The 16619-nt window shown below is 65.4% G+C and carries 17 protein-coding genes; 5 read left to right on the top strand and 12 right to left on the bottom strand.

What is annotated here, in order from left to right; all coding sequences use genetic code 11:
* Positions 1–454 precede the first annotated feature (454 nt).
* The 8 genes from AB0L97_RS26610 to AB0L97_RS26575 all read right to left on the bottom strand — a co-directional run bounded on the left by AB0L97_RS26610 (position 455) and on the right by AB0L97_RS26575 (position 7823).
* Positions 455–577, bottom strand: a complete 123-nt coding sequence (locus AB0L97_RS26610) for a hypothetical protein (RefSeq protein ID WP_364434426.1) — start codon at positions 575–577, stop codon at positions 455–457.
* A 114-nt stretch (positions 578–691) separates the two neighbouring features.
* A complete protein-coding gene (locus tag AB0L97_RS26605; protein ID WP_364434422.1) occupies positions 692–1132 on the bottom strand; it encodes a helix-turn-helix domain-containing protein in 441 nt (146 codons plus the stop codon).
* A 76-nt stretch (positions 1133–1208) separates the two neighbouring features.
* Positions 1209–1436 carry a hypothetical protein gene (locus tag AB0L97_RS26600; RefSeq protein ID WP_364434419.1) on the bottom strand — a complete coding sequence of 76 codons (228 nt, stop codon included), beginning with the start codon at positions 1434–1436 and terminating at the stop codon, positions 1209–1211.
* Positions 1437–1939: 503 nt separating this feature from the next.
* Positions 1940–2629, bottom strand: coding sequence for a hypothetical protein (locus AB0L97_RS26595; protein WP_364434416.1), 690 nt, complete (start codon positions 2627–2629; stop codon positions 1940–1942).
* Positions 2630–2810: 181 nt separating this feature from the next.
* On the bottom strand, positions 2811–3926 hold the full coding sequence (locus AB0L97_RS26590; protein ID WP_364434413.1) for a hypothetical protein: 1116 nt from the start codon (positions 3924–3926) through the stop codon (positions 2811–2813).
* Positions 3923–5035 carry an ATP-binding protein gene (locus AB0L97_RS26585; protein WP_364434410.1) on the bottom strand — a complete coding sequence of 371 codons (1113 nt, stop codon included), beginning with the start codon at positions 5033–5035 and terminating at the stop codon, positions 3923–3925. Before AB0L97_RS26585 ends, AB0L97_RS26590 begins: the two co-directional genes overlap by 4 nt.
* On the bottom strand, positions 5032–7029 hold the full coding sequence (locus tag AB0L97_RS26580) for a Mu transposase C-terminal domain-containing protein (RefSeq protein ID WP_364434407.1): 1998 nt from the start codon (positions 7027–7029) through the stop codon (positions 5032–5034). The genes AB0L97_RS26585 and AB0L97_RS26580 overlap by 4 nt, the downstream gene beginning before the upstream one ends.
* Before the next feature lie 38 nt (positions 7030–7067).
* On the bottom strand, positions 7068–7823 hold the full coding sequence (locus tag AB0L97_RS26575; RefSeq protein ID WP_364434404.1) for a TnsA-like heteromeric transposase endonuclease subunit: 756 nt from the start codon (positions 7821–7823) through the stop codon (positions 7068–7070).
* 353 nt (positions 7824–8176) lie between these two features.
* Between AB0L97_RS26575 and AB0L97_RS26570 the strand changes: the two genes are divergently transcribed.
* Complete coding sequence (locus AB0L97_RS26570; protein WP_364434401.1) at positions 8177–8764, top strand: hypothetical protein; 588 nt, start codon at positions 8177–8179, stop codon at positions 8762–8764.
* Between the two features lie 84 nt (positions 8765–8848).
* On the opposite strand, the gene AB0L97_RS26565 is transcribed toward AB0L97_RS26570, so the two are convergent.
* Entirely contained in the window at positions 8849–9505 is a 657-nt protein-coding gene (locus AB0L97_RS26565; protein ID WP_364434398.1) for a histidine phosphatase family protein, read from the bottom strand.
* Between the two features lie 255 nt (positions 9506–9760).
* On the opposite strand from AB0L97_RS26565, the gene AB0L97_RS26560 reads away from it, so the two are divergent.
* The 3 genes from AB0L97_RS26560 to AB0L97_RS26550 all read left to right on the top strand — a co-directional run bounded on the left by AB0L97_RS26560 (position 9761) and on the right by AB0L97_RS26550 (position 12917).
* The gene (locus AB0L97_RS26560) at positions 9761–10552 is read left to right on the top strand and encodes a hypothetical protein (RefSeq protein ID WP_233066772.1); all 792 of its coding nucleotides are present in this window, start codon (positions 9761–9763) and stop codon (positions 10550–10552) included.
* Between the two features lie 164 nt (positions 10553–10716).
* Positions 10717–10884 carry a hypothetical protein gene (locus AB0L97_RS26555; RefSeq protein WP_157227969.1) on the top strand — a complete coding sequence of 56 codons (168 nt, stop codon included), beginning with the start codon at positions 10717–10719 and terminating at the stop codon, positions 10882–10884.
* Between the two features lie 533 nt (positions 10885–11417).
* Positions 11418–12917 (top strand): hypothetical protein, encoded by a 1500-nt coding sequence (locus tag AB0L97_RS26550; protein WP_364434393.1) that lies wholly within the window; start codon positions 11418–11420, stop codon positions 12915–12917.
* Positions 12918–12936: 19 nt separating this feature from the next.
* On the opposite strand, the gene AB0L97_RS26545 is transcribed toward AB0L97_RS26550, so the two are convergent.
* Together AB0L97_RS26545 and AB0L97_RS26540 are read right to left on the bottom strand one after the other, a co-directional pair.
* Entirely contained in the window at positions 12937–14061 is a 1125-nt protein-coding gene (locus tag AB0L97_RS26545; protein WP_364434523.1) for an XRE family transcriptional regulator, read from the bottom strand.
* Complete coding sequence (locus AB0L97_RS26540; protein ID WP_364434390.1) at positions 14039–14854, bottom strand: hypothetical protein; 816 nt, start codon at positions 14852–14854, stop codon at positions 14039–14041. Before AB0L97_RS26540 ends, AB0L97_RS26545 begins: the two co-directional genes overlap by 23 nt.
* Before the next feature lie 152 nt (positions 14855–15006).
* Between AB0L97_RS26540 and AB0L97_RS26535 the strand changes: the two genes are divergently transcribed.
* Positions 15007–15249 carry a hypothetical protein gene (locus tag AB0L97_RS26535; RefSeq protein WP_364434387.1) on the top strand — a complete coding sequence of 81 codons (243 nt, stop codon included), beginning with the start codon at positions 15007–15009 and terminating at the stop codon, positions 15247–15249.
* Between the two features lie 328 nt (positions 15250–15577).
* Here AB0L97_RS26535 and AB0L97_RS26530 read toward each other — a convergent pair whose 3' ends face one another.
* Positions 15578–16390, bottom strand: coding sequence for a hypothetical protein (locus AB0L97_RS26530; RefSeq protein WP_364434385.1), 813 nt, complete (start codon positions 16388–16390; stop codon positions 15578–15580).
* Positions 16391–16619: the final 229 nt, after the last annotated feature.

The raw sequence follows: 16619 nt of genomic DNA, 5'->3' as shown, positions 1-16619 counted from the left end.
GCCCCGGCCAGGCAGCATCGACCACAGTCGCTGCAGGTCGCTGGTGGTGGTGCGGAACTTACGACCTGACCATAGGAATTTGCCTTGCTCATCGGCCAGGCTGGCCTGGTGCGCTGCCCGACAGGCGACATCGATACCCAGCCGCAACTTCAACGATCCAACTCCCGTCTGCTCGACGATCTCTGTCCATGTCCGGCGTGGGAAATTCCGTCGCGGGAGTCGATGCAATACCAGACATTCACCAACAGGGATCTCCGCATCACGCCTGCACAACGGCAGATGCCGAGTCGCCGGGTTCCTAACAGGACGCATCTCACCCGGCGGTGGCCCTGCAAGCCCCACGATCAACAGGCAAGGAGCACAACCCCACTCGGTCATTGAGCGGTAGCAAGCAGGCGCCGGAGCCCCGAATTCTTCACCCAGCCGGCCGTGCCGGACGAGAGCTTCGAGACCATCACCAAGTTTGAATGTCGGTCTGAATCGTTTCGACCGCGAACGGCAGCTGCGAGAGCACGTAGTCCAGGAACTGGATCGCGGTCTTCTGGTTGTTGCGCGGATAGATCTTCAAGATCCACAACCGCGTACAGTCATCGATCGCGGTGAACTGGTAGAACTTCCCGCGCCGACCAACCGGTTTCACCGCCGGGGTGCCGGGCTTGGCGGGGAGGCGTTCGACGAACTTGACGTCGATCTACACGTGGTGGCCAGGGCGTTGCTTCTCGTATCGCTCCCAGCGGCGGTCGTGGCGCTCGTAGCGCTGGGAGGCCGGTAGCCGGCCCATATCGAGTCGTTTGAGGATGCGCCAGACGCCGGATTTGCTGATCTTGATGTCGTGGTAGCGCTCGAGGTACACGCGGATCTTGTCCGGGCCGAAGTGGTAATGCTGGCGCAGATGGATGATCTTCTCGATGACCTCGGCGCGAGTCGCAGTCGGGCTGGTCCGCGGGCGCCGTGACCGTTCGCGCAGTCCGTCCACACCTTCGGTCTCATATCGTCGCAGCCACGTGTAGTACGTGGGACGGCTGATGCCGAAGTACCGGCAGGTCATCGCGACGTTGCCGGTGACTTCCTCGACATGACGAAGGACCGCCAGGCACCGACGCACCTCACGGTCCATGACAGGCTCGCTCACCCGAATCTCCCTACGGTTCAGAGGGTCCGAGTGTCAAGCAACTCCGTCAGTTTTATATACAGGAACGCACCGGGTATCAGTGGTACCAAGAGCAGGGGAGGTCCGTCAACCAACAGGTCGACCCGGTCGACGACGCGGTCGACGACGAGCCGGTGCCACCGGTAGCAACCGGGGTCGGGTTGTCGCTCGAGACGAACGGGGTGAGGGGGATTCCGGAGTTGCTGGCGACCGCGATTGCCGGTGCGCTCGCTGCGATGGCGAAGGGCGTGGCAATGGTGGCGATTACTTTGACGATATAGCTCACCCGATGATTCTCAGGTGTCGGCGGCGATTAAGTCAAGCCATGCCAGTGACGAATGTTTTGTCCGTTCCGGAACTAGTTGGCGAGCGTCGCGCCGCGGAGCTGTAGCTCGCCAACTGTGTCCGGACAGCAGCGTGGGATCCGTCCAGGCGTAGATGGCGAAATCCATGTCGTGGGAGTCTTCAGCACGTGTGGCCTCTGTCGCCTCGATGCGTGCTCGCCATGGCTCATTGACACCGAATGGCCATCGCTTGGCCGTGGCTCTTAAGGTCCGGGCAGGACACGTTTCACGAGGAGATCTCGGGTTGCCGGAATTGTTCGCAGCTCGAATCGGCCGGTATTCGGGTCGGCGGTAATGATTTCAGTGTTGTTGACGGCGACCCCTGCTTGCAATGGAAGGTAGCCGCGGATCTGCCAGAAGACTAGATCGCCCGCTGAGATCGCCGAAGAATCGACTCGTTGGCCGCAGGCTCTCTGCTCGGTGATTGTGGTTGGAAGCGCGACAATCACGGGTAATGGTCGAGCACCCAGTGGCTGACCGCACCACGGCGATGATCTATAAGTTGAAAGTGGAGTGCTCGCTGTGGGTGAGCGTCGCCGAGTGAGGTGTCCGCTCCGTCCTCGACGTTGCAGTGGCCGGTCACAGCCGCGGACGTTGCCTGATAGACAACGTGTCTCGTCATCTCCGCGAGGCTCAACCCAGCGTCTGCCTGGCCAGCGGTCCCCACGCCAGTAGCGACACGGCTGCTTGTCTGAGCAAGGGCCAATCTGCGGGCGCAATCAACAGCAATTCCACTATTGCGGTTCCGCGGCGGTGACATTGTCTGCGGGGGTGCGATTCTCATTGCATCGGCACAATCCCGTTCGTAACCGGTAGCCCTGTCATCGTCGAGATGATCTGCCATTGCAGCCAATGGGTTAGCAGACGGCAGCGCAGAAGGGTCTGAGTCATTGATGTCACCGGATGGAGACCAAGATTCTCCGCTTTTGGCAGCAGATTTCGTTGTCGTCTCTGGGATATCCAGGTCGGAGCCGATCACACCTTCGCATTGAGCACAAATGAAAGCTTCGGAGGTCGATGCCACGCTACCGACCAGGGTGACGATCAGGCCGCCAGCGGACAGTATGCAAAAAGCCAGCGGACCGATCACCATCAAAATGATCCGGTAACGGCCGCCGCTCAGTATCTTGAGCATGCGCCTTGTCCAGCATCAGCACAGGCACCACTCATAGGCTGAGAAGTCGGCAAGTCGGCCACCTAATGCACCCTGTCACGGCACCGACTTGCGCGTTATGGGGGAAATACCTATGGCGACTTGCTCTGGAGTCGCGTCCAGGTCTTCACGGACGGCCGTGGCCGGAGCATCAGTCGGCGACTTACGGTTGCTTGAAGCGCTTCTCGGTGCGTTGGCTGTTCCAGATCGCTCCGCGATACTCCTGCATGTCGGGTGACCATTTCCGGACGATCACCGGCCGTAGTGTGCGGTGGTGCAGGACGACGTCGCCGGCGCCGCGTCGGTTCTTGAGGCCGAACCATGTCGCCGAGCGCCAGGTTCGTTCGTCGCTGAACGGGTTGCGGTGGCGCAGTTGGCTGGGTTTGCGGTGGCCTGGTGCTTTGTCGAATGTCGTGGGCGGTGTAGCGGGCTGGCGCCAGCAGTCGGCCTCGATCCAGTGAGCGATCGCGTCCCGCTCGCCGCGGGGCTGGTAGTCGTTGTCCCGGAGTCGGCGGCGAAGCTCGGCGACGAACAGGGCGAGCTGGTGGGCGTCTCCTGCGGCGTGCTGCCGCCACCGGGGTGCCGCGATCACCGGTGAGAGCGCGATCGCTTCGGGGTAGAGGCAGGCGAAAAGCTTGGAGGCGGTGAAGGTGGAGGGCTCGGTGCCTTCCGGGATGAGCATCAGGCTGCGCTTTGTCCAGAGGTCCTGCTGCAGTCGCAGCCCGGTCGTCGGTCGCGGTTCGTTCCATCGGTGTGCGCAGATCATGAACGCGGTCAGGACCGCGTCGTAGGCTGCCGCCCAGCCGTAGCGTTGCACCAGACGCAGGTGCTGGCGCTGCGCGGCGACGATCTGCGGGCAGTGAGTAAGCGACGGGCCGGTTGCGGTGATGTCGGGCGGCCCGACCCAGTAACCATGCCGGGTGCAGACGTAGCGGTGGTGCGGAAGGACCCGCAGGACCGCTCCGCCGCGGTGGCGGGCGTCACAACGCTTGCAGCCGGGCTGCGGGGCGTGACGGAACATCGTCCAGTGCGGCTTCGGGTCACGCAGCTCCGGCAGCGCTCCCGCCAGATTCTCGCCGCGGCGACCGGTCAGGGCGGCCATTCGTTCGGCGGTGACAATTCGCCGTGTCGGCGTGGGAGCGGGGATGCTGACTCGTTTCCAGAGTTCGTCGCCGTCGATACTGTTCAATCGCGCCAGCCTCGCCAGGTAGGACGCGAGGATCTCGTGATGGGCTGGTGGAATCGTGATCGGCAGCTGTCGGGGAAGCGTCGTGGTCATTGTGCGACCCTTGCAGCGGTCGTTGCGTTCGTTCTCACGGGCGGCTGGCTGCGTTCGGCGGCGTAGTCGACGGGCACCTGGTCGAGTAGCTCGCCGGGGATCTTCTCGGTGCCGTCCTCGATTGCGAGGATCGCCGCGCCGCGGACGATCTGCGAGAGACTCCCGATCATGCCGCCACTGCGCTGGTAGAGCTGCTCGGCCAGCGCGGGTAGTGTTCCAGCGACGTGGTCGCGTAACCGCAGCGTGGATTCCAGCGCGGCGATGAGGGCTTGCCATTGGCCGCGTTGCTCAGCGGTGCCGTAGGCGAACGGTGCGGCGGGGACCACGGTGAACCGGCCCGCGATCTGACGTCCTCGAGGACCGGCGAACAACCCTTGAGCTTCGACTTCTACCCCGGCGTAGATGAACGTCGCCGGGAGCCGCTCGGCGAAGTACTTGAGCTGATCGGAGACTTCCGCGCCGGAGCGGCTGGCCAGTGAGATGTTGTGGATCTCGTCGACCAGCACGAGGTCGACGCGGACGTGGGCGGCGACCGAGCAGACGGCGTCGGTGATGTCGGTGAGGTTGGCGCGGGCAGGGAATTCCAGGCCGAGGAAGCGTGCGAACTCGACGGCAAGCATCCGTGGTGTCGCCGCCGGCGGGACAGTGACGTAAATGATCGGCAACCGCTCGCCTTGGTCGGGATAACGGCGCCGGATGGCGATTTCGTGGGCGCGGCCGAGCTGGGTGAGCGCGGTGGTCTTGCCGGTTCCCGACATGCCGCTGATCACCATCCCGCGCCGCGCCGAGATCTGGCGGCGGTTCAGTTGAACCAGCAGCCGCCCCGCCGAGATCACCTTCTGGATGGTCGGGGTGTTCACCAAGGGAAGATCAGCGTGGTAGTCCAGCAGCCGATCTGCGTGTGCCGCGCGTTGCGCGGATGGCAAGCTCAGCAGCTGCGCGGCGGTGAGCAGCGGCGGCGGTGCTGGGGTGTGCCGGACGAACCGACCCCATCCCTCGTTGGTGGTCAGCGGGCTGTCGGGCGGGACATCGGTGACGGTCTTCGCAGCCGCGGACGGGGTGTAGGCGGGCTTGCGGCGGCGGGCTGGTTTGCGGGTGCTTCTGGTCATCTCCACTTCTCGGCTTCGGCGGCGGCATCGAAGATCCCGAACGGGACCACGGTCGTCTCAACGGTCTCGGTGTGGGTGGGCTCGCTCGGTTCAGCGTCAGGTGGTGGCGGTGGTCTGTGGGTAGCGGCGGCGACGCGGCCCCGGGCCGCGGCCTTGCGGCTGGCTCGTTGGTCGGGTCGTATCGGACCGTTCTCGCTGCGGGTCAACAGGTCGTCGAGGGCGCGGGCGATGTTGGTTTCGTCGGTGTCGTCGGCGCCGCGCTCGGCGACCAGGCGGCGGGCTTCGCGCCAGGTGAAGTCGGCGAAGGGGCCGGTCACCATCGGCTTGTGTGTCCATTCGGCGGTGACCCATCCGCCCGGGGTGCGGACGAACACCTGTGACAGGTCGTAAGGGTCGTAGTGCACCTCCCAGAGGTTCTTGCGTGCCGTGACCCCGGAAGGCTGGCGGCGGTGCGATTCCAATGCCTTGGCGTCGTAGGTTCGGTAGTCGATGCGGATGCCGTAGTCGTTGATCGCTCGCCAGGTCACCGGCAGCAGTTCGAGATAGTCCTCTCCGGTCAAGGTCACCGGCAGATATCCCGCGGCCGCGACCATCGCCGCATAAGCCTCGTTCGGCGACAACGCCCGTCGCGGGAAGTCCGGATCCCGCAGGCTGTCGTGTGGGCGGGACTGCCAGCCCGCGATCACCCACTCATCCAGCAGGCCCTGCAACTCCGGGACAGTCCAGGCCGCATGGTCATCGACGCGTTCGCCTCTGCGGCTGGTGTTGGACCCGGTGTAGCCGGGCAAGTGCTGACACCACAGGGTGTTGATCGATCCGAACGTCGCCTCGACGATCGCCTTGTCGGTCGGTGTGCGCTTGCGTGCCCGCTGAACCGAGATCCCCAGCCGCTCGCAGGCCCGGGTGAACGTCTCGGAGATGAACACCCGCCCGCCGTCGATCGTGATCGTGTCCGGGACGATCACCGGCTTCGCCGCCGCCCGCGCCATCCGCTCATCCACCGACACCAGCCGAGCGTGGGGCAACCGTGACGCCGACATCGCCAGCGACGCCGCCCATCCCGGCCGCATCGGCTCAGGGATCAACATTCTCGCCAGCAGCAGCGCCGCGTCCACCGCCTTCGTGCCGACCGGCCGCAGCACCGCGGCGCAGATCGTGCGCGTGGCGACATCGACCGCGATCGTCAAATCCGCCCGCGCCACCACCCCCGGCTCCAACACCACCATCACATCCAATGGCGTCGAGTCGATTTGGACCTGCTCACCAGGGCGCGCCGCCAGCGTCGGCGTGAACGGCCGCGCCGGACGGTTCGCGGTCTGCCGCCGCGTGACCGCTGAACCGAAACTGTGCCGCCCCGCAGCCAACGCCTCGACCAACGCGTAGAAGGTGCTGCGCCCCGGCATCGGAACCACACCAGGACCGTGGACATCCTCGAGCGCCTTGCTCACCCGCCGAATCACCCGCGACCGCGTGCCCGTCGAGACCTCGGTCTGTGCGTCCAACTCCTGGCGCACCGCCGCGACAACACGCTCATCGACCCGCCCCAACGGTGTCGACTCCCGCAGCGCCCGTCGGTCGACCAAACCCCACAACCCCTGCTCGGCATAGCGTGCGCGCATCCGTTGCAGTGTGCGCAACCCGACCGGCCGCCCCGCCGCGGTCAGCTCCTCGACCTTGGCGCGGAATCGGTCGGTCTGGGTTCTGCTCGCCGGATCGTATTCGGGCCTAACCTTTCCGTCGGGCCCGGCGCCGAGGGTGGCCTCCAGGATGTGGCCTTCCCACTCCTTGGCGGCGGTGAGAACATCCGCGGGCAGCGTGTCCAGCAGTCCCAACGGAGTCATCTCCGGTGGCGCCGCGCCGTCGACTACCCCGAAATCCGGTGCGGCCATCAAATGCGATGCCAGCACCACCATGTGCTCGCCGTCGGCCGAGCGCAGCCGCACCGACGTTCCCGCGATCGCGACAACCTGATGCTCGACCCCATCGAAATGCACCCAGTCACCCGGCCGTAACACCGAACGCCACTGCCCCATCAGCGCTGCGCCCGCACCGGCGTCACCGCGCGCAACGACCGCGACAGATCCGCGGTCAACTGGTGGTGCCAGATGAGATGGAACAACACCGGCAGCACCGCGATCGGATCACCCACCACTTGCGCGCCGTCCATCAGCGCGGCCGGCTCCGCGAACGCCGCCCGTAACCGCTGCGCCACGCCAGTGCGCAAATACCGGGTATGCCGATAACCGGCCAGCCACCGCAGGTTCGCTGTGAACACCGGATCCGGCATCCCGAGTAGCCGATACTCCCACCCGACCAAATCACATGCCCGCCGCGTCATCTCGAACGCCGCCAGATCCCGCGGCCCACGCCGGTTCTCCGGACGGCAGTCCACCACGATCGCGGAGCCGTCCGCGCGGCGAGCGAAGTAGTCCGGCGCGTGACACCTCACCCCGCGCCCGCCGCTCGCCGACCACAACAGCCACAACGGCTGTGACGCGATCGCGACCACCGTCGGGTCGAAGTCCAGCGCCATCAACTGATCACGCTCCAACCACGACTCGAACCCGACATGCCGACCGTCGGTCGCCGACCACCAACTGCCCGACAGATGCCGCTGGCCGCGGTACGAGGCAAATCGCCTCACCGGCGCCGCGGCCTCGAGACGTAGCGCCCACGCATCAGCCAACCCGACCCGGACCTCACCGCCGCCCACCGGCACATAGGCCAGTTCGAAATCCGCCGCCGACTCAGGCGCACCGCCCTCGACCGCGCTCAACACCGCCACCACGGCAGCTGATTCTGCTGGCCCGCAGAATCTCCCGAGCAGCAACCGCCGCCGACGTCCGAACTCCGCCAGACGCTGCGGCGAGTCGCGGCCCGACTCGCCGCAATCAGCCCACCGACCTCACCGCGCTCCCCACCCCCTCGTAAGCTCCCACACGCCAACTACCCCCGGACAACGCCACCCACGCGCCAACTACACCTGGACTGTGCCAACTACACCTGTACAGGACAGCCCGCATTCATCCACACCTTCCCCTCCTCATTCACATTTTTCGTTAAGCAGACCTCTCGAAGGGCTTGATCTACGCGTGGGAGCGCCAAGGGCGGACTCCCTCAGCCGAGACACTCGAGGCATTCTTGAACGGCCTCGAAGTCCCTCAGTGGCGAAGACCCAAGTACGCCGCGCTGGCACAGCCGCTGCTCAACCAGCTCAACTGGGACATGTCGCCGGTCGTCACTCCGGACGATCAGCTCGGCTTGGACCGCAACCTCGACCCCGCCTGCTACCACGACGACGCCTTCGACCTGTATGCCGCCAACGAGCCACTGCTTGCTCGATTCCCCGGGCTCGTCGCGCCCGTCCCCGATGCCACGGTGCGGCCGAACTTGCTCGAGTGGGTGGTCCGCGATCCTGCCGCGAAGAAGGTGATCAGGAACTGGGAGGAGCGGGCCACCGTCATGGCCAACGCCTTCCTCGTTGTCGCGCCCGGCCGGATCCCCGAGCGACGCATCCAGCAGATCATCACCTCCTGCGAGCAAGCACCCGAATGGCCGGAAATCTCCAGGATCCGCGCCACCGACGAGCACGTCCTCAACCAACGGATCTATCTCTGGGACCCGGAGACCGAGTGCTACGAGAACCGCATCATCACCGCCTACACCTTCAAATACCCCCCGCGTCCGTACAACGTGCTCGTCCTGCAGGCAACAGTGCGGCAGAGCTGACCCGCGCCGGGCCGCCTCGAATGCAATCACGCCCATACCACGGCGGCGGCGTCGACGACTGCGGCGGCAGGTTCGACACGTCGGTCATGAGTGTCGCCTGCGCCGGGTGATGCGGCGCGATTGCGCTCTCAAATGCTCGGCGTCGTTCGCGCGGACCAACACCCACCGCCACCCTTCGGCCTCGGCAGACTGGTGGCGAGCCGGGCGCAGCTGCCATTCGGTGATCGCGGTGTGGTCGACCTCGATCGCGACATGCGCGCGGGAGTACGTTCCTTCCAGGAAGTACTGGACCGCAGCGAGCACGGTGTGTTGGTGGCAGACCACCACAACCGTCTCGCCGGGATGCCGCCCCGCGATCAACTCCAACTCCCGCCCCACCCGTGGTGCCCACTGCCCCCACGGCTGCCCACCTTCACCACCCGACATCGCGGGGTCGACCGGCTTCCCGTGCGCCGGCCCGATCGGAGTCGTCTCTACCGCCAGCCCCAGCAGCTCGGCCACGATCGTGGCGGTCTGCCCCGCCCGGCGCACGCCGGTGCTGTACACGCGGCTGACTTGCAGGCTCGATTGCTCGGCGGCCAACCGCTCCGCCAGCCTCGCGGCTTGGCTTCTGCCCGTCGCGCTTAGTCCACGCTCGGTCTCTTCGCCCTCGGCGATTCCGACGGCGTAGGTCTCACCGTGGGCGCAGCGAATAAGCAGCAGCCGTACTCCGGCACGCGCACCCCCGTCGCATCGGTCCACCAATCCGCCACCTACCCGACAATCTCGAAGCTTCGGACGTCCCGCCCACCTCCCAACCATCGCCCGCGTCGAACACGCGCCGCCAACAACACGGCGTTGTACAACAGCCTGTTGTACCGCCGCGCCAGCCACCACATTCGCTGCAGTCGAAGGCCAGCTGCAATGGCGGCTCGGCCGCAGTTCGGTGACCGTTAGTTATCGATCAGCGTGCCTGTCTCGACGGCCGATCACGCGGTATGCAATCATTTCGCACATATGTTCGATAGCTCGCAGTTGGAGGGCAGTCAACGGTCCGACGGCACCACAGCCGCAGCACCGCTGACCGACCTCCCACGTACCGAGCAACTCGCGCTCCTGCGCGCCCGCATGGACGCCATCCACGGCCGAGTCGGCGCCCGCGAAGCCCCACCGATGCCCACCACCGCACCAGCGAACACCCTGCCGATCCCCGGGGCACTGGGTGAGGCGCTGCCCGCCGGTGGCCTACCGCGCGGATCGCTGATCGCTTGCACCGGACGCCTCGGCCCTCTCCTCGGATTGCTCGCCGCGGCCACCGCCGCCGGGGAATGGACCGCCGTCCTCGGCTGCCCGCGGCTGGGGTTGCTCGCCGTCGCGGAGATGGGCGGAAACCTGTCCCGCCTGGCCCACATCTCCAACCCGGGTGACGACCCCCTCGATGTCGCCGCCATCCTCCTCGACGGCCTTCCCCTCGTCGTACTCGACCACCCCACCACCCCGGCCGCCACCCGCACACGAGCGGTCCTCGCCCGGCTTCGCAGCCATGACGCCATCCTGGTCACCACCCACACCGGCTGGGCCCGCCCCGACCTGGAAATCCACAGCGAACTTCTCGAGTGCGAGGGGATCGGCCGCGGACGCGGACGGCTGCGATCGATGACCTACACGATCCAGGTTTCCGGCCGCACAGCGCGCCGCCCCCGCAGCACCTCACTACGACTGGGCGCTGCCGGGACGCAGCGATCGTGCTGGACCCGCCGACCAGCCGACCCCCACACCGCTACTACCGCGATCAGCCGGACGGGGTGACCATGAACGAATCCGGATCATCCCACCACGCCAGCACCAGAATGCTCACCCCTCCACGCAGGGTCCTCGTCGACCCCCGGCGAATATGGGTACCTCCAACTCGCAGTCCCGCCCGAACGGTGCCGTTCACTCTCGGAGAGAAAGCCGCCGCCCTGGATCTACGCATGGGCGAGACATGGATTCCCGCGCTCGGCTACCGGTGGGCACGCCTGCGGTTCGGGACTGAGCCCGTATGGTTTCTCGAAGTCGAACTCGAACTCCGGTCGGTCAACGGCCACGTCGCACTCACCGTCCGACAATGGGTGCCCTGGGACTCCGTCAAGCCGGCGTGAGTAACCAACCCCGTTCGCTCGTGACTAGATCGCGTCCGCACATTCTCCTGCCACGTCGCGTGCGATCGAGGTTAGCCGAGTATCAGGGTCGCCCTGATGACATCGTGCCCGCAGTCGCAACGCGCGCACAGCGCCCCGGAATGAGTGGCACTGGAGCTAGGCTTGCTCTGTGGAACATGCGATCGCCGCCTCACCACGATCCGTACAGCTCCGCTGGACGGAGCCGTACGCCTGATGGTGCACCGCCCCATATGAATCATGTATCGCTGTCCGGCCCGATCGGTCGCCATCATTTCCAGCAGCACCAGATCCCAATTCCCGACGCGATCGAACGCGCGACCACACTGCTGATCCCAGCGCCGTCCGGAAAATGGCATGTCCCCGGCGGCTGCAGGTACGCACATGAGCATGCGGGCCAGTCGGTGCCACTGCTCGAGGTCAGGTGGGGCGATCTGTGCGGCAACTGCGCCCCCACGCAAGATGTTGATCCACTGCACACTTGCGCCCTGCGTTCCGTTGCCACTCTCTCCGAGATGAGCGCGGCCGTCAGTGCGTTCGCTGAAGAACTGGCCGACCCTGGCAGGTCTTTCGAATGGCTCGACTACGCCCGGCGCCGGGCCGGGCGACCCATCACCGACGAGTCATTGCCAGCTTTGACCGCCCCTATGCGTGGCGTCCGCGGGTGGGCCCGCACTGTCGCGGCTGTCAACCGCGCTGCCCTGGAATACTCGGGCCAGTTCGACGCCCTGCTGGCGCAGCTCGCCGAGCGGCTCGGCACCGACTCCGAGGACGGGCTGTTCGATCGCGCAATCGATATCGTCGCCACTGAAACACCGGCCTGCGCCGAAAGCGAACAGCTCCAGAGGATCACCTGCGCCGCCGATCCGAACCATCGAGCCTACGTTGCGAAAAACCGCGGCTTCGACGCGTGGACATACGTCGCCGACCTCTGGCTGGGCGCACACCGGCAGGGGACCAACCATCCCGACATCATCACCGCACGCGCCAAACAATCTCTTGCCGAACGTCTCCCCCACGTCCGCGACTTGACCCAATTGCCCATTGACCCGAGTGTGGCACCACATCCTGCCGATACCCCGCAAACCTGGGCCGACCGGGTCCTAGCCGCGCTTCGCGACCGCACGGTCACAGCGTGGATAGAGCGAGCCGAGATGACCCTTCACAGCCTGCGCGACGCACACCGCGCAAGCAGCGGTACCGGGCCAGAGCGTGCCCTGCTGGTTACCGGATGGCCCCTGCACCACGACTCCTGTGCACGACTGGCGTACCTGAGCCAATACCCCACGCTGCTGATGCCCTTACGGATCGTCGGCAGCGCGGACTGGCAATTTCCTTCCACCGAGACCTGCGTGGCAGTACTGCGGGTGCCCGAGGCCGCTGCCGAGCAAGCCCACGCCATCTCCAGCAACGTCCGCTCCACTGCGCTGGCAGCCGGTACCGACCCCGTCGTCGCGGCGTCCCGGCTGGTGCGCGACTTCGGAGTCGTCGTCCATCCGATCGATCTGCCACCGACGGCCCGGCCATCACGGCTGGTCGAATCGGAACGAACCCGGTTGGCCACCGCGATCACCGACACACCCTTCCAAGCCCATCCCAGGCCATTCACCCATGGCGCCGACCTTCCCCCGCACGTCCATGACCGCGGCGGCGAGTGGACACCATGGACAGCACGTGCAGCCTTCCACCGCCGAGGTTCGGTCTTCATCCCCGGCATCGATGATCTCGAGCGATTCGCCCTCGGCTTCGTCCAATCAGGGATGTACGACACTCTCGAGGTCCAGGTGCGGCTCCAAATACCCGCCGGAACGCCCCCGCGTGTACAGCGCTATTCGAACCAGGTGCCGGCCATCGAAAACCCACCCACTCTCACACAGGCTGGGCTGATCGATGTCCCCGCCATCCTGCACGGCCTTACCGACGACCGCACAACCCTGCTGCTCAAGATCGACCCGTGCCGCGACCCGATCCAAGTGCCCCTGAACTACATCGCCATGCTGCAATTCCTGCGCTGAGCGCGACAACGGCATCCGCCTAGCTGGAGCTTGAACCGAGGGCGTAGACCGATCCCGTGGTGGGTTTGCCGCCGCGGTTTTCGTAAGGCGTGGGCACCACCGATCGCAGCACGGCCGGGGGAATTGCGAGGGCGTCGGCGGCGGCGCGGTACGGCCGCGGCCCGAACCGTCGGCTGAGAAGTGTCCACAGCAGCAACGGACTCTCGTTGCCGACCTCCACAGGTTCTTCTCGTCGCCATCCTTTGGCCGATAACTGCACGAACAATGACCGTTTGCGGCTGTCGGTGATCAACTCCAGCGCTGAAGCCCTCATGATCAGTGCTTGCATCGATACACCCCACGTTGCCTTGATCCGTCCGAAGTCGGTCAGGGTCGTCGCGTCGGAGAGGATTTCGACAGCGCGTGACCGGGGCACCAACAAGGCGGCGGCGAACTTGTTCGCCTCGCCTTCCGGGTCGGCCGCACGGGGACGAAAAGAGTGCAGCACCAAATGCCCCACCTCGTGCGCGATCGTGAATCGCTGCCGATCGCCGTGAGTTCCAGGGAAGAATCCCACCAGGGCACTAGCGCCCAGACCGCCCCAATACGACGCGCCGAAATGCCCGCCCCCCGCAGGCGCCTCATCACCGTCGATGTGGGGAGGAACGATGGGGGCCACTGCGACGCCTGCACGTTCCAGTGCCCGCGTCAGGTGGGGAATCGGCGCGTCCGGAGCGAGCCGCAGCGATTCCCGCGTCTGGTCGGCCAACTCGTTGATCTCGTCGTCACTAACCGATTCCTGAGTGACGAAAGGTAGGTCGGCGACAGGGTACTTGCTCTCGGTGATCAGCCCGTCAGACACACGGTAGCTCTCGCGATACCAGCGATGTATCCGGCGAGTCATCGTGATGCTCGCGCCTGCCAGCTTGCGAAAGCGCAGCGAATCCAGCGGAATCGCGTTCGACTCGACGTAGAAAAAGCTCAGCGGTGTCCCGGTCGCTGTCGCGATGACTTCCAGCTCCGCGTCGGTTACATCGCGGAACTGATTCTCGGCATCGGATAACCGCGACTGTCCCAACCCCGTCATCTCAGCAAGCTGCCTCTGCGTGAACCCGAATAGCTCACGCAGCGCGCGTATCCGTTCACCCGGAGACGCCGCGAGCATCACCACCGCCTTCCTCGTCGCCATCCGCGGGCGGCATCAACAGATCCAGCCCCTCATCGGTCGGCTGAAACTCCAGATCCGACAACTCCTCAGCCGTCTCGGGAAGCACGAACTCGAGATCGACCTTCGCCTTCTCGCCCCACTTCCACGGGCCGATCGTACGGACGATCCGGAAGCTCGGTGTCGCCAACTCCGGATCGATACGCCACAGCCCCAGCAGACGGTCGTTCGCCTCCCCGGTCAAAGACAGCTGACGCGGCAGCGGCGGATTGCTGTAATACGCCCGCCGCGCCGCGTTCGTGCCAGGCGGAGGGATGTGGTCGTCGGCGTGCGCGTGAAGCAACTGCACCCGGTAGTTGTCATCGGTCAACCACAACGCACCGTTCTGCGAATGTTTGCCACTCAGCTTCCACGCACCCAGCAGACCCTTCTTCTGCCGAAGCTTGTGGTGGGCCAGTGCGCGGATCGTGTGCGTCGCATGCCAACCATAGAGCTCGGCCTCGTCGAGTTCAGGCAGCCGCTCCCGACGGATCTGCTCAGCCCACGTGAACGTGTCGTGTAGCGGCTCACACAGATCCGACAAGGCCGCACGGACACGCTCCACATGAACCTTAATCATGGCGCAGATATTATCACGACAAAAGTTAATACGTACATCCGTTCGACCATGGCGGTCACAGGGCTGGTTGCGGATCGCAGATGCGTGGGTTTTGCGGCGTGCCGTCGCGGTATTGACGGGGCAGGAGAGGAAGATCGCGCGGCATGACGGCAGGCGCGCGAAGCAGGACCTCATCGCCGCGGCGAGAAGATGCCCACACCTTCGAGGTGGCCGGGCGGGTCTTGAGCCTGCTGCTGGATTCCATCGGGCCTCTCGGACGAAGCCTGGGATTTCATCTGTGGCCCAGCCCGATCGACCCAGGGTTCGTGCTGTCATGGCGAGGTCCTGTGCCGAGCGAGATCGAGGTGATCCAGTACTTGGTCAACGCCTCGGCCGACGACGAGCTGACCACAGCCCTGCGGCCCGGCGATGTGACGTTCGACTTCGCGACGGGGGACAAGCACTACACCCACGTCGACGTTCAGGGCGTGCGGTTTCAGCTCCGGCCGGAGCGGATGCTCACTCCCAAGGAGCTCGCCTCGTGGGGCACCTACTGGCGCAGCGGGAATCTGGAAGCGTTGCTGAGCTGATCGGCCGACCCGTTGGTGGACGGCGGTTGGTGGACGTCGCTGCGCGCGTGACTACGCAGACTGGGTTGCCTTGAAGGCGCTGCCGCACGAGCTCCGCTTGCCACCGGGGCCACATGGCCAGCCGAGCGTGCAATTGGTAGTGGGCGGCGACTGCCTCGAGATGTCAGGCACGGTCACAGCAGCCAAGACTCGATGCCATGTCACATACATGGAAGGGCCTCTATGCAGGTGTGAACCGCCCTGAGGCTGATCGTGAAGATGGGTCTGACCAGACTTAGAATTTTTTGATCTTGGTTTCGAGACAGAATCGGTTTGAGACTCTCGTCTTTCAGTCACATGTGGGTGAGGCTGCTCGCTGTTGGTAGAGCCGGAATGCCACGTCGCTGGCGAGGGTGGCGGCTTCAATGGCCTGCGCGATGGCATCGGGATCAGCCTTGACCTGTCGGTAGTAGATGCTCGGATCGCTCTGGCTCCTCGACACGATCTCTGGGTGTCGCAGTAGTTCTGGCCAGCCGAGGCCGTGGGCGTGGCCAGAGTTGACGCGCCACAGCAACTTGAGGGCGTGCGCGGCGCCTTCATTCTGGGGATCGATGTACGCGGCGGCCTGCTCGATAATCTGGGTGTCGCTGGGCTTTCCACCGTCGAAGCCTTGAACCTGCTCGATTGTGCTGACCTGCGTGTCGACGTATGTCCGCACAGCGGAAGCCTGCTCAGGCGTGAGGAGCCTCGCCATCGAGCCACCTTCGATATCGGTCACCAACGCTCGCAGTTGTCGGAAATCTTCATGGGCAAGAGAGAGTGCGCGACTCTGGCGGTCCGCACGGAGTTTCGGACTCAGTACCCAGATGGTGCACGATGCCGCGAACAGGGAAGCCCGCGCCGGGGTGAACTGTGCGATAGGTCGGGTCCGGACCTGGACCGACTCGAACAACAGGCTGAGGTGATCGGTTGCTGAGATGAGCCCTTGGAGCGCGACCTGACTTGTCGGCCACGCCGGGTAGAGCCTGTCGTCCCCGGCCAGTGCGCTGCCTGCCGCTGGCGGGTGCGGCGAGCCCAGCCATTCGAGCCGCTGGCTCGTCTTCTCATGGTCGTGCCTGATCCGCTCGGCGCGCTCAGCCGAGATCGCATCCAGAAAGCTCATGCGCTGAAAATGTACGGGGCCGCCCGCTTCACCGCCGGGGTCCGTGTGCTGGGATCAATGCGACCTCGAGCTCGCCGACTATATCCGGAAACTCGGCGGAACCGTCGTCGGCGTGAGCACAGCCTTCCACCCAGCTCTCGACAGCGTCCTCCCAGACTTCGCCGACGCCATCGCAATCGGGCAAGTCGCAGGTGGCTGAGTGCCGCTCACTGCATAAGCGCGTCCCAGG

The organism is Nocardia sp. NPDC051911 (assembly GCF_040681035.1).
Classification (GTDB): Bacteria; Actinomycetota; Actinomycetes; order Mycobacteriales; family Mycobacteriaceae; genus Nocardia; species Nocardia sichangensis.
This window is presented reverse-complemented; position numbering and strand designations above follow the sequence as displayed.

Coding starts and splice junctions, on each gene's coding strand:
- AB0L97_RS26530 (WP_364434385.1), bottom strand. CDS start 16,390: ATGAGCTTTCTGGATGCGATCTCGGCTGAGCGCGCCGAGCGGATCAGG.
- AB0L97_RS26545 (WP_364434523.1), bottom strand. CDS start 14,061: ATGCTCGCGGCGTCTCCGGGTGAACGGATACGCGCGCTGCGTGAGCTA.
- AB0L97_RS26590 (WP_364434413.1), bottom strand. CDS start 3,926: ATGACCACGACGCTTCCCCGACAGCTGCCGATCACGATTCCACCAGCC.
- AB0L97_RS26595 (WP_364434416.1), bottom strand. CDS start 2,629: ATGCTCAAGATACTGAGCGGCGGCCGTTACCGGATCATTTTGATGGTG.
- AB0L97_RS26560 (WP_233066772.1), top strand. CDS start 9,761: ATGTTCGATAGCTCGCAGTTGGAGGGCAGTCAACGGTCCGACGGCACC.
- AB0L97_RS26585 (WP_364434410.1), bottom strand. CDS start 5,035: ATGACCAGAAGCACCCGCAAACCAGCCCGCCGCCGCAAGCCCGCCTAC.
- AB0L97_RS26540 (WP_364434390.1), bottom strand. CDS start 14,854: ATGAGGTCCTGCTTCGCGCGCCTGCCGTCATGCCGCGCGATCTTCCTC.
- AB0L97_RS26555 (WP_157227969.1), top strand. CDS start 10,717: ATGGGCGAGACATGGATTCCCGCGCTCGGCTACCGGTGGGCACGCCTG.
- AB0L97_RS26550 (WP_364434393.1), top strand. CDS start 11,418: ATGAGCGCGGCCGTCAGTGCGTTCGCTGAAGAACTGGCCGACCCTGGC.